At 72.3% G+C, this 12097-nt stretch carries 10 protein-coding genes; all 10 read right to left on the bottom strand.

Translation table 11 applies throughout. The features are described 5' to 3' along the window. Positions 1-2 precede the first annotated feature (2 nt). Complete coding sequence (locus tag ADL08_RS07415) at positions 3-407, bottom strand: cytidine deaminase (protein WP_053641265.1); 405 nt, start codon at positions 405-407, stop codon at positions 3-5. Then, positions 404-1666: an ABC transporter permease gene (locus tag ADL08_RS07410; protein WP_053641264.1), complete on the bottom strand. Its 1263-nt coding sequence runs from the start codon at positions 1664-1666 to the stop codon at positions 404-406. Before ADL08_RS07410 ends, ADL08_RS07415 begins: the two co-directional genes overlap by 4 nt. Then, complete coding sequence (locus ADL08_RS07405) at positions 1663-2781, bottom strand: ABC transporter permease (protein ID WP_053641263.1); 1119 nt, start codon at positions 2779-2781, stop codon at positions 1663-1665. The genes ADL08_RS07410 and ADL08_RS07405 overlap by 4 nt, the downstream gene beginning before the upstream one ends. Continuing rightward, on the bottom strand, positions 2778-4493 hold the full coding sequence (locus ADL08_RS07400) for an ABC transporter ATP-binding protein (RefSeq protein ID WP_053641262.1): 1716 nt from the start codon (positions 4491-4493) through the stop codon (positions 2778-2780). The genes ADL08_RS07405 and ADL08_RS07400 overlap by 4 nt, the downstream gene beginning before the upstream one ends. A gap of 107 nt (positions 4494-4600) precedes the next feature. Further along, positions 4601-5659 carry a BMP family lipoprotein gene (locus ADL08_RS07395; protein ID WP_053641261.1) on the bottom strand — a complete coding sequence of 353 codons (1059 nt, stop codon included), beginning with the start codon at positions 5657-5659 and terminating at the stop codon, positions 4601-4603. 346 nt (positions 5660-6005) lie between these two features. After that, positions 6006-7217, bottom strand: a complete 1212-nt coding sequence (locus ADL08_RS07390; protein ID WP_053641260.1) for an amidohydrolase — start codon at positions 7215-7217, stop codon at positions 6006-6008. Positions 7218-7379: 162 nt separating this feature from the next. Further along, positions 7380-8576: a hypothetical protein gene (locus ADL08_RS07385; RefSeq protein ID WP_053641259.1), complete on the bottom strand. Its 1197-nt coding sequence runs from the start codon at positions 8574-8576 to the stop codon at positions 7380-7382. Next, positions 8573-9466 carry an N-acetylneuraminate synthase family protein gene (locus ADL08_RS07380; RefSeq protein ID WP_053641258.1) on the bottom strand — a complete coding sequence of 298 codons (894 nt, stop codon included), beginning with the start codon at positions 9464-9466 and terminating at the stop codon, positions 8573-8575. Before ADL08_RS07380 ends, ADL08_RS07385 begins: the two co-directional genes overlap by 4 nt. 12 nt (positions 9467-9478) lie before the next feature. After that, a complete protein-coding gene (locus tag ADL08_RS07375) occupies positions 9479-10744 on the bottom strand; it encodes an acylneuraminate cytidylyltransferase (protein ID WP_234352035.1) in 1266 nt (421 codons plus the stop codon). Beyond that, positions 10744-12033, bottom strand: a complete 1290-nt coding sequence (locus ADL08_RS07370; RefSeq protein ID WP_053641257.1) for a DUF6716 putative glycosyltransferase — start codon at positions 12031-12033, stop codon at positions 10744-10746. Before ADL08_RS07370 ends, ADL08_RS07375 begins: the two co-directional genes overlap by 1 nt. Positions 12034-12097: the final 64 nt, after the last annotated feature.

Here is a 12097-nt window from a genome sequence, read left to right as displayed (position 1 = left end):
TACTACCGGGACAGGTGGTCCGGGCCGAAGGCCTGCGGGAGCATCTCGGCCAGGGACAGGAGCCCGGCCGGGGTCTCCAGGACGAGGTCGGGGCCCCCGAACTCGTACAGGAGCTGCCGGCAGCGCCCGCACGGGACCAGGGGCTCGCCCCGGCCGTCCACGCAGACGAAGTGGGTCAGCCGGCCGCCGCCGGTCGCCCGGAGCTGCGAGACGAGACCGCACTCGGCGCACAGGGAGAGACCGTAGGAGGCGTTCTCCACGTTGCAGCCGGAGACCGTCCGCCCGTCGTCCACGAGGGCCGCCGCGCCGACCGGGAAGCCCGAGTACGGGGCGTACGCGCGGGACATCGCCTCGCGCGCCGTGACCCGCAGGGCCTCCCAGTCGGACTCGGAGAGCTTCGCGGTCACTTGCCCTGGCCCTTCCGGTAGGGCAACCCGTCCGCCTTCGGCATCCGCAGGCGCTGTGCCGACAGGGCGAGCACGAGCAGGGTGGTGACGTACGGAGCGGCGTCGACGAACTGGCTCGGGACCTCGTCGGTCAGCGCGTACCAGAGGAAGAACACGACGGAGAAGGCGGCGGAGACCACCGCGACCACGTACTTCTTCCTGTACAGCTGCCAGAGGGCGGCGATCACCAGGAGCAGCGCGACCAGGAGCAGCAGCGCGTGGACGTTCTCGGCGCCGCCGCGCAGCTTGAGGCTGTCGGTGAAGCCGAAGAGGCCCGCGCCGAGCGCCATGCCGCCGGGCATCCAGTTGCCGAAGATCATCGCGGCGAGACCGATGTAGCCGCGGCCGCCGGTCTGGCCCTCCTGGTAGATGCCGGTGGCGACGATCGCGAGGAAGGCGCCGCCGAGGCCGGCGAGGGCGCCGGAGACGGTGACGGCGATGTACTTGTACTTGTAGACGTTGACGCCCAGGGACTCGGCGGCGACCGGGTTCTCGCCGCAGGAGCGCAGCCGCAGGCCGAAGGCCGTGCGCCACAGGATCCACCAGGTGGCCGGGATCAGCAGGATCGCGACGACGGTGAGCAGCGACAGGTTGGTGACCAGGCCGCCGAGGATGCCGGCGAGGTCGGAGACCAGGAACCAGTGCTTGGCCTGGAGGTCCTGCAACCAGTCGGAGAGCCCTGGGATCGTGATCTTGGTGATCGCCTCGATGCGGGGGGACTGCTTGGAGGAGCCGCCCTCGGCCTCGGCGAACGTGAAGTTCGACAGGTACTGGGTGAAGCCGACCGCGAGGATGTTGATCGCCACACCGGAGACGATGTGGTTCACGTTGAACGTGACGGTGATGACCGCGTGGAGCAGGCCGCCCAGCGCGCCGCCGAGGAGGCCGAAGAGGACGCCCACCCAGGGGCCCCACTGGTAGCCGGCCCAGGCGCCGAACCAGGTGCCGAGCACCATCATGCCTTCGAGGCCGATGTTGACGACGCCCGCGCGCTCGGCCCACAGACCGCCGAGACCGGCGAGGCCGATCGGGACGGCGAGCTGGAGCGCGCCGGAGACCTGGCCCACGGAGGTGAGGTCGTTCGCCCCGGAGACGACCCGGACCAGGGAGAAGAGCACGAGGCCGGCCGCGACGATCAGCATGATCCACGGCAGGGTGAGCTTGCGGCGTCCGCCGCCCTTGGGCGCGGCGCTCGGCTTGGTGGCAGCGGCGGTGCTCATGCCGAGACCTCCTTGTCGGTCTTGAGGGCGCCGCCGGCGGCGAGTTCCTCGCCGACCTTCTGCTGCTGGCGGCGGAGGCCGTAACGGCGGACGAGCTCGTAGGAGACGACCACGGCGATCACGATGATGCCCTGCATGATCTTGGTGATCTCCTTCGGGTATCCGAAGGTGTCGAGCGACGAGGACGCCTTGTCGAGGAAGGCGAAGAGGAGGGCGGCGAAGAGGATGCCGACCGGGTGGTTGCGGCCGAGCAGCGCGATGGTGATGGCGGTGAAGCCAACGCCGACCGGGAAGTCGAGGCTGTACGTGTGGGACTCGCCGAGCAGCGTCGGCATGCCGGAGAGGCCGGCGAGCGCGCCCGAGAGCAGCATCGAGGTGAGGATCATCCGCTTGGCGTCGACGCCGCTGGCCTGGGCGGCGGACTCGCTGGCGCCGGTGGCGCGCAGGTCGAAGCCGAACCGGGTGCGGTTGAGGACGAACCAGTAGACGACGCCGAGCGCGAGGGCGACGAAGGTGAAGCCGTAGACGACGCCGTTGCCCTGGCCCATGTCGATGCCGGGGAACCAGCCGGACTCGGAGATCTCACCGGTGGTGAGGTTGTTCGAGCCGGCGGGCTGGACGCCGAAGTTCTTCGGCAGGATCAGCCAGGCCACCAGGGAGGTCGCGATGGCGTTGAGCATGATCGTCGAGACGACCTCGGAGACGCCGCGGGTCGTCTTGAGGATGCCGGCGATGCCGGACCAGAAGGCGCCGGTCAGCATCGCGACGAGCACGATGAGCAGGATGTGCAGCGGGCCCGGCAGCTCGACGGAGGCGCCCACGAGGGCGGAGACCATCGCGGCGAGCCGGTACTGGCCGTCGACGCCGATGTTGAAGAGGTTCATCCGGAAGCCGACCGCCACGGCGAGGGCCGCGAGGTAGTAGATCCCGGTCTGGTTGACGATCAGGACCTGGATGTCGGCGTACCCGGCGTTCTCGATCATGATCCGGATCGGCTCGATCGGGTCGAGTCCGGTCGCGAGCAGCACCAGCACGGTGAGCACGAACGAGGAGACCAGCGCGAGCACCGGTCCCGCCGCGCCCAGGATCAGCCGGTCCTTGTCGAATTTCATCATCGGGCGTCACCGTCTTCGGACTGCTCTTCGGTGCCTTCGAGGTGGCCGGAGGCCGCGCCGGTCATGGCGGAGCCCAGCTCCTCGGGCGTGATGGTGGCGGGGTCGGCGTCGGCGACCAGCTTGCCGCGGTACATGACCCGGAGGGTGTCGGAGAGGCCGATCAGCTCGTCGAGGTCGGCGGAGATCAGCAGCACCGCCAGGCCCTCGCGGCGGGCGTCCCGGATCGCGTCCCAGATCTGCGCCTGCGCGCCGACGTCCACGCCGCGGGTGGGGTGGGCGGCGATCAGGAACTTGGGGGCGTGGCTCATCTCGCGGCCGACGATCAGCTTCTGCTGGTTGCCGCCGGAGAGGGAGGCCGCGGTGACGTCGATGCCGGGGGTGCGCACGTCGTACTCGCGGACGATCCGCTCGGTGTCCGCGCGGGCGGCCTTCGGGTCGAGGATGCCGCGCCTGGAGTTGGGGGCCTCGGTGACGTGGCCGAGGATGCGGTTCTCCCAGAGGGGGGCCTCCAGGAGCAGGCCGTGGCGGTGCCGGTCCTCGGGGATGTAGCCGATGCCGCCCTCGCGGCGCTTGCGCACGGAGACCTTGGAGATGTCCTGCCCGTCGAGGGAGATGGTGCCCGCGTCGGGGGTGGCCATGCCCATGAGGGCCTCGATGAGCTCGGTCTGGCCGTTGCCCTCGACGCCCGCGATGCCGAGGATCTCGCCCTTGTGGATGGTGAGGGAGATGTCGTCGAGGAGCTTGCGGCCCCCGGCGGTCTCCTCCAGGACGGTGGTGGCCCGGGCGGGGTCCGGCGGAGCCGCGCTGGTGAGCGGGGCGGCGGAGGCGGCGCCGGCCTCGGACAGGGTCAGGTCGCGGACCTGGAGCATCGGCACGTCGGTGACGGTCGACTCGCGGGTCTCCGGGGAGGGCAGCTCGCTGCCGACCATCAGCTCGGCGAGCTGCTTGGTGGTGGCGGTCCTCGGGTCGGCGGTGCCGACCGTGGTGCCCCGGCGGATGACGGTGATGTCGTCGGCGACCTTCAGGACCTCGCCCAGCTTGTGCGAGATGAAGATGACGGTCAGGCCCTCGGACTTGAGCTCGCGCAGGTTGTCGAAGAGCGCGTCGACCTCCTGCGGGACCAGGACGGCGGTCGGCTCGTCGAGGATGAGGATCCGGGCGCCGCGGTAGAGGACCTTGAGGATCTCCACGCGCTGCCGGTCGGCGACGCCGAGGTCCTCGACGAGGACGTCCGGGCGGACTCCGAGGCCGTACTGGTCGGAGATCTCGCGGATCTTCTTCCGGGCCCTGGAGCCGATGCCGTAGAGCTTCTCGCCGCCGAGGACGACGTTCTCCAGGACGGTGAGGTTGTCGGCGAGCATGAAGTGCTGGTGCACCATGCCGATGCCGCGCGCGATGGCGTCACCGGGGCTGGAGAAGGTGACCTGCTCGCCGTCGACGGCGATGGTGCCCTCGTCCGGCTTCTGCATGCCGTACAGGATCTTCATGAGGGTCGACTTGCCGGCGCCGTTCTCGCCGATGAGGGCGTGCACGGTGCCCTTGCGGACCGTGATGGCGATGTCCCTGTTGGCGACGACGCCGGGGAATCGCTTGGTGATGCCGTGCAGTTCTACGGCAGGGGGGCTGGACGCGTTGATGACGCACTCTCCTTGGCCGGAAGGAGTGGGAGCGGGAGGGCAGGGCGGGGCGAAGCTATCGTGCCAGGGAGACATCTACACGCGTAGCACTGCCGAAAAATGAAAATCCGTACGGGAACGGGGCCCGGCTCCGGTGGGGGTCCCACCGTCGCCGGGCCCTGCGGTCGTTGACCTGCGGTTCCTTACGGAGCGGTCTTGACCGTGATCTTGCCGTCGACGATGTTCTTCTTCGCCTCGTCCACGGCGGCGATGACGTCGGTCATCTTCTTGTACGCCGGGTTGGAGTCGGCCAGGCCGACACCGTCCTGGGCGAGGCCGTAGCGGATCTCACCGGTCTGCGGCTTGCCGTCCTTGACCGACTTGATCAGGTTGAAGACGGAGTCCGAGACGTCCTTGGTGACCGAGGTCAGGATGTGGTCCTTGTAGGAGGACAGACCCGCCTGGTTGTACTGGTCGGAGTCGACGCCGATGGCCCACTTGCCCGCGGACGCGGCGGCCTCGATCGAGCCCGAACCGGCCAGACCGGCGGCGGCGTAGATCACGTCGGCGCCCTTGTCGAGCTGGCCCTGCGCGGCGGCCTTGCCGAGGTCGGGCTTGGAGAAGCCGTCGAAGTTCGGCGGCTGGGTCAGGTACTGGACCAGCACCTTCGCCTTGGGGTTGGTGTCCTTGACGCCCTGCTCGAAGCCCGCCTGGAACTTCTTGATCAGCGGGACCTCGACGCCGCCGATGAAGCCGACCGTGCCGGTCTTCGACGTCTTGGCGGCGGCGACGCCGGCCAGGTAGGAGCCCTGCTCCTCGTTGAAGACGAGGTTGGCGATGTTCGGGGCGGTCACCGAGGTGTCGTCGATGAGGCCGAAGGTGGTCTTCGGGTAGGCCTTGGCGACCTTGGCGATCGCCGGGGCGTAGGCGAAGCCGACACCGATGACCGGGTTGTTCCCGGCGCGGGCGAGGGCGGTGAGGCGCTGCACCTTGTCGGCGTCGCCCTCGCCCTCCGAGGGCTCGGCCTCCTTGCCCTTGACGCCGAGTTCGTCCTCGGCCTTCTTCAGGCCCGCGTACGCGGCGTCGTTGAAGGACTGGTCGCCGCGGCCGCCGATGTCGTACGCGATGGCGGCGGTGATGTTCTTCGAGTCCGACGCGGTGCTGGAACCGGTGTCCGTCGAGGACTTGCCACACGCGGTGGCGGAGAGGGCGAGCGCCGCGGAGGCGATGCCCACGGTCGTGATCCTGGTGATCCGGCGCAAGAGGAGGGTCCCTTCAAGACTGACCGAAAGCGCCTCTTCCGGCGCTGGTTTCGCGGCGATCGTAACGCGCGTAGATGTCAGTTAAAGACCCGTTCATGAGTCGTTATCGGATCGTCGCGAACCGGCCGCGCGGGGCGACCGAGGGCGTTCGGCCCGGTACCGTCGGTTATACCGGTGGGGTCGCCCGGTGCGACAGGGGGCGTACGTCTGACACGCCGGGCGCTGGGCCGTGCGGGGGACGGGGTGGGCCGGACGGATGAAGGGGTCCGTCCGGCCGGAAAACGCCGCTCGGGCGCCCGGCCCCGTGGGGCCGGGGTCCAAGGCCGCCCGGATGCCGCCCGGGGTTTCAGGCCTCCGGGACGTCGCCGGTGAGCAGGGCCGCCGCCGTGAAGAGCTCCACGGCCGTCTCGATGGAGTCCTCGTCCACGTCGAAGTCGCCGGCGTGCAGGTCGCGGACGCGGGTGTCGCCGGGCGTGCGGACGCCGAGGCGGGCCATGGCGCCGGGGACGTGCTCCAGGTACCAGGAGAAGTCCTCGCCGCCGAGGCTCTGCTCGGTGTCCTCGATCGCGTGCACCCCGCGCCGGGCGGTCATGGCGTCGCGGAGCAGTTCGGCGACGGTCGCGTCGTTGACGACCGGCGGGACGCCCCGGACGTAGGTGACGGTCGACTTGGCCCGGTGCAGGGACGCGATCTCGTCGATCGCCGCGTGCACCAGGTCGGGCGCGTCGCGCCAGGCCGGCAGGTCGAGGCAGCGGACGGTGCCGGAGAGCTCGGCGTGCTGCGGGATGACGTTGGGGGCGTGGCCGGACTCGATGCGGCCCCAGGTGACCGAGAGGCCCGAGCGGGCGTCGACGCGGCGGGCCAGGACGGCGGGGACGTCGGTGGCGATGCGGGCGGCGGCGGTGACCAGGTCGGTGGTGAGGTGCGGCCGGGCGGTGTGGCCGCCGGGGCCGTCCAGGGTCACCTCCAGCCGGTCGCAGGCGGAGGTGATGGGGCCGGCGCGCAGGCCGATCCTGCCCGCGTCGACCCTGGGGTCGCAGTGGACGGCGATGATCCGGCCGACGCCGTTCAGGGCGCCGGCCTCGACGGCGTCGGCGGCGCCGCCGGGGAGGACCTCCTCGGCGGGCTGGAAGATCAGCCGCACGGCGTTGGGCAGGAGCCCCTGCCGGTCGAGCCCGGCGAGGACGAGGCCCGCGCCGAGGACGGAGGCGGTGTGGACGTCGTGTCCGCAGGCGTGGGCCCGGTTGGCCACGGTGGAGCGGTAGGACACGGTCTTGACGTCCGGGATGGGCAGCGCGTCGAGGTCGGCGCGGATCGCCAGCATGGGCCGGTCCGGGTCCGGCGTGCCGATGTCACAGATGAGTCCGGTGCCGGCCGGAAGCACCTCCGGCGCGAGGCCGGCCGCCTCCAGGCGGGCCTTGAGCGCGGCGGTCGTACGGAACTCCTGCTTCCCGAGCTCGGGGTGCATGTGCAAGTCCCTGCGGAACATGATCAGTTCGTCGCGCAGGGTTGCGGGCAGCTTTCCGGGCAGAGTGGCGGAGCCTGGCTCACGGGACATCAACTGGTTCACCTTTTGAAGGGTAGGCCTTCGGGGTGGTCAACTGCCCGTTGATCACGAAAAGTTCAGTCCGTTAGGGGAAAGAACCTCGATTTTCCGGGCTTAAGGACCACCCCGTGTGGGTATCCTCACCCGATTGCCCCGCACGGACGGCGGGAAACATCAGCCGAATCCCAGCCGGTCGACGGAGGGGGTCCTGCGCGCCGTGAGCCGGTCGACCTCGTGGGCGGCCGTGCCCGTCACCCCGGACAGGAAGCCCTGCGCGCGGGGGGAGGCGGTGGCCCGCAGCCATTCGGGCGCCACCTCGCAGACCGCGACCTTCACGCCCGTGCCGGCCAGGGCCAGCGGCAGGGTGTGCACGACCGTGGACGGGAAGCTGACGATCGTGCGGCCGACCGGGCCGCGCCGGGCGACCAGCTCCAGGGGCAGATCGGGCCGGACCACCTGGAGGCCCGTCTCGACCGCGATCCGGTGCAGCTTCTCGGCGCTCTCCCTGCGGTGCGCGAAGTAGCGGGTGGCGCCGTGGGTCCGGGCGAGTTCGCCGACGACCCGGGTGTAGTGGCCGGCGTCGACCACCCCCGTCTCCACCAGCGAGGTGCCGACCAGGTCGGCGCCGCCGGTGAGCAGCGGCGGGCCGAAGCGGGAGCGGGTCCAGGCGTAGGTGTTCTCCGTGACCTCGACGCCCGCCGGCGCCTGGACGGGCAGCGAGGTGAAGACCTCGACGGTGCGGCCCCGGGCCGGGGCGAGCCGCCGCCGGGCCAGGGTGGTCACGGGGGCGAGGACCAGCTCGCGCGGACCCAGGCTGCCCTTGCGGTGCCAGCGGACCAGGCGCTCGCCGCGGCCGAGCTGGGCGGCGAACTCCATGGTCGCCGTGCCGTCGTCGACCACGGTCAGGTGCCGGGGGCCGAAGAGGGTCAGGAGCAGCTGGACGTACCGGGAGAACGGGTCCCCGATGATCACCCGCTCCGCCGAGCGCAGCGGCCCGGCGAGCCGGCGCAGGGTGCGGACGAGGGCGCCCCGGCCGCCGCGGGCCTCCTGCCAGTGGACGGTGAGGCCCTCGTCGCGGGCCAGCTGGGCCATCCGGCGCAGCTGGCCACGCGACATGGGGTCGGTCGGCGAGAGGACGACGACCGTGAGGGGGGACGCGGCGGGGGCCGCGTCCGGGGCGGGGGCTGGCGCGGTACCGGACGCCGTGACGGGTGCGGGGGCCCCGGTGCCGGGGGCCGTGCCCGTGCCGGGCGCGTCGGCGGTGGGTGCCGTGCCCGTCGCGGAGGACGGGCCGGTGGACCGGGTGTGGGCCCATTCCAGGACGTTGAGGAGCTGGACGGGGCTCTCGACGAACGCCAGCTGCCCGGTCATGCGGCGCCGGCCCCCTGGACCCGGCGGAGCTTCTTCATCGGGCCGAGCTCCGACTCGTACACCTTCTTGACCCCGTCGCCGAGGGCCGTCTCGATGGTGCGGATGTCGCGGACCAGGCGCGTCAGGCCCTGGGGCTCGACGGAGGCGGCCTGGTCGGAGCCCCACATGGCGCGGTCGAGGGTGATGTGGCGCTCGACGAAGACGGCGCCGAGGGCGACGGCGGCCAGCGTGGTCTGGAGGCCGGTCTCGTGGCCGGAGTAGCCGATCGGGACGTTCGGGTACTCCTCCCGGAGCGTCTGGATGACGCGCAGGTTGAGCTCCTCGGCCCTGGCCGGGTAGGTGGAGGTGGCGTGGCAGAGCAGGATGTTGTCGCTGCCGAGGACCTCGACGGCGTGCCGGATCTGCTTCGGCGTCGACATGCCGGTGGAGAGGATGACCGTGCGGCCGGTGGCGCGCAGCTCGCGCAGCAGCTCGTCGTCGGTGAGGGAGGCGGAGGCGACCTTGTGGGCGGGGACGTCGAACTTCTCCAGGAAGGCGACGGCCTCGGTGTCCCACGGGGAGGCGAACCAGTCGATGCCGCGCTCCTCGCAGTGCGCGTCGATGGCCCGGTACTCCTCCTCGCCGAACTCCACGCGGTGGCGGTAGTCGATGTACGTCATGCGGCCCCACGGGGTGTCCCGCTCGATGTCCCACTGGTCGCGCGGGGTGCAGATCTCGGGGGTGCGCTTCTGGAACTTGACCGCGTCGCAGCCGGCCTCGGCGGCGACGTCGATCAGGGCGAGGGCGTTCTCCAGCTCGCCGTTGTGGTTGATGCCGATCTCGCCGGTGACGTAGACGGACTGGCCGGGGCCGGCGGTCTTGGCGCCGAGGGTGCGCAGACGGGTGCTCATGGTGCTGTTTCCTTAGGGTTCGGGGGTCGTGCGTGCGGGGGTGTCGAGCTCGGGTCCGAGGAGCCAGGCGGCGATCTCGCGGATCGCCCCGGCGCCGCCGGGGGTGACGGTGACCGCGCGGGCGGCGGCCCGTACGGAGTCGTGGGCGCTGCTCACCGCGACGGGCCAGCCGACGAGGTGGAAGCAGGGCAGGTCGTTGACGTCGTTGCCGGCGTAGAGGACGCGCTGCGGGTCGATGCCCTCGGCCTCGCACCACTCCTTGAGGGCCCGGTCCTTGCGGTCGATGCCGTGCAGGACGGGGATGCGGAGCTTGCGGGCGCGGGCGGCGACGACGGCGTTCCGCTCGGTGGAGAGGATGAGGACGGGGAGGCCGGCGCGGCGCAGGGCGGCGATGCCGAGGCCGTCGCCGCGGTGTGCGGAGACGAACTCGCGTCCCTCGGCGTCGAGGTGGACCCGGTCGTCGGTCTGGGTGCCGTCGAAGTCCAGGACCACCGCGTCCACGTCGGCGAAGCCGGGGGTGACGGGCGCGTCCAGGAGCGGGGCGAGGGCCTTGGCGCGGGCCAGGTCGTGCGGGTCGTCGATCTCCAGGACCCGGGCGGGGTCGGTGGCGACGAGCGCGGTGCGGCCGAAGAAGCGGTGCCGGTGGGCGCGGAAGCCGGGCGCGGCCATGGCGTAGACGGCGCCGGTCTCCAGGTACTCGGGCTCCCGGTCCTGGCGGCGGGGGCGGTGGGCCTTGTCGTGGTTGACGCCCTCGGCGCCCTCCGCCGCCTCGCGCCAGAGGAAGCCGTGCGACGGGGCGGCCGTGAAGGCCGTGTCGGCGGCGCCGGAGAGGATCCGGCCGGCGGTCTCCGCGACCTCGTCGGAGGTGAGGAAGGGGCTGGTGCACTGGACGAGGAGGACCACGTCGGCGGCGCGGCCGCGGGCGGCCTCGAAGGCGTCCAGGGCGTGCAGGACGGCGGCCTCGCTGGTGGCGGTGTCGCCCGCGAGCGCGGCGGGGCGGTGCACGGCCTCGGCGCCGGCGGCGCGGGCCGCGGCCGCGATGGCGGGGTCGTCGGTGGAGACCACGACGTGGGTGACGGAGCGGGCGCCGAGGCAGGCGTGGACGGCGCGGCCGACCAGGGGGACCCCGGCCACCGGGGCGAGGTTCTTGGCGGGCACGCCCTTGGAGCCGCCCCGGGCGGGGATCACGGCGAGCACGACGGGGGCGGACGCGGGCGCGGGCGCGGCAGGCGTGGCGGGCGCGGGCGCGGCAGCCCCGGGCGCGGGCGTGGTGGTCATCAGAGTTCTCCCAGGCGGCGGACGACGGGGGCGACGCGCTGCACGCCGTGGCGGTACGCGCCCCGCGCGGCCTCCCGGACGATCCGGCGCAGGCCGCTCTCGCGGGGCTCCGGCGCGGTGACGTCCAGGCGGTGGCGGGCGAGGATCCCGGGCAGGTAGCCGGGGGCCGTCCGCGCGGTGTAGTAGGGGGTGACCGGGGGCCGTTCGGGCAGCGCCAGGAGGGCGGCGACCCGGTCGCGGGCCGCGTCGAAGGCCTCCTCGTACGAGCCGTCGGAGGCGACTCCCTGGCGGGCGAGCCAGGTCTCGTCGGGCGTCGGCACGGCCCCCTCGTCGAGCAGGTCGAAGGAGGTCAGCAGGCCGGAGCCGACGAAGTGGTGGTTGCCGAGCGCCTCGCGGACCCCGAGGTCGGTGAGGACCGCGGTGGGGATCCGCCGGTGCAGGGCTTCGAGGGCGGCCGTCGAGGAGACGGTGACCAGGAGGTCGGTGCGGTCCAGGACCTCGCCCATGTGCCCGTACACGAGGCGGAAGTTGTCCGGCGGGTCGAGCTCGCGGACCAGCTTCTGGAACGGGAACTCCTCCAGGTGCGTGGTGTGTTCGCCCGGCTTGGAGCGGAGCTTGAGGAGCACCTCGCGGCCCGGGTGGAGCCGGGCGTGCCCGATCAGCCGCCGCAGCACGTAGGCGCGTTCGGCGCGGGTGGCGGGCACGGAGGGCTGGGCGGCGAAGACCAGGGTGTCGCGGCCGGCGGCGGGGGCGTACGGGGCGCCGCCGAGGAAGGGCAGCGCCGCCTCCACGACCGGCTCGGCGCTCGCGCCCACCCCTTCGTACACCGCGCGGAAGCGCTCCGCGTCGTGGCGGGAGTTGGCGAGGACGACGTCGGCGCCGTGGCGCAGCAGGAGCCCGTCGGTCAGCTTCTCGTAGACCACCCCGACGTAGCCGGTGACGATCACCGGGCGCCGGGCGGGGCGCAGGTCGGCCAGGCCCTGGAGGACGGCCCGGACGGTGCCGCCGACGAGGGCGAGGACGAGCACGTCGTACCCCTCGCCGCGCGTCTCCGCGTCCCGTACGGCGCGCAGGAACTCCGCGCCCGTCACCTCGCGCGGGGGGTGCGTGGACACCCCGGTCTCGGCGAGCTGGCGGGCGGTGGGGGTGGCGCGTCCGCGCAGGACGAAGCCGGTGGGTTCGGCGGCCGTCGCCGTGATGCGGCGCGCGGTGAGGGCGCCCCATTTCCACCGGGTGTCGGAGTCGGCGAGTACGGCGACGCGTATCGCTTCTCGGGTACGTGATGGCACGTCGAGGACGCTAGAAGGGCATTCCGCTTTCCGGCCCAACTGGGCCGCAACAGCCGGTGAACAG

It is taken from the genome of Streptomyces sp. NRRL F-6492, from assembly GCF_001280125.1.
Lineage (GTDB): Bacteria > Actinomycetota > Actinomycetes > Streptomycetales > Streptomycetaceae > Streptomyces.
This window is presented reverse-complemented; position numbering and strand designations above follow the sequence as displayed.

What these genes read in the sequence shown, in the direction of transcription:
- ADL08_RS07375 (WP_234352035.1), bottom strand. Translation starts at nt 10,744, where the DNA reads ATGACCACCACGCCCGCGCCCGGGGCTGCCGCGCCCGCGCCCGCCACG.
- ADL08_RS07405 (WP_053641263.1), bottom strand. Translation starts at nt 2,781, where the DNA reads ATGATGAAATTCGACAAGGACCGGCTGATCCTGGGCGCGGCGGGACCG.
- ADL08_RS07390 (WP_053641260.1), bottom strand. Translation starts at nt 7,217, where the DNA reads ATGTCCCGTGAGCCAGGCTCCGCCACTCTGCCCGGAAAGCTGCCCGCA.
- ADL08_RS07385 (WP_053641259.1), bottom strand. Translation starts at nt 8,576, where the DNA reads ATGACCGGGCAGCTGGCGTTCGTCGAGAGCCCCGTCCAGCTCCTCAAC.
- ADL08_RS07380 (WP_053641258.1), bottom strand. Translation starts at nt 9,466, where the DNA reads ATGAGCACCCGTCTGCGCACCCTCGGCGCCAAGACCGCCGGCCCCGGC.
- ADL08_RS07410 (WP_053641264.1), bottom strand. Translation starts at nt 1,666, where the DNA reads ATGAGCACCGCCGCTGCCACCAAGCCGAGCGCCGCGCCCAAGGGCGGC.
- ADL08_RS07400 (WP_053641262.1), bottom strand. Translation starts at nt 4,493, where the DNA reads ATGTCTCCCTGGCACGATAGCTTCGCCCCGCCCTGCCCTCCCGCTCCC.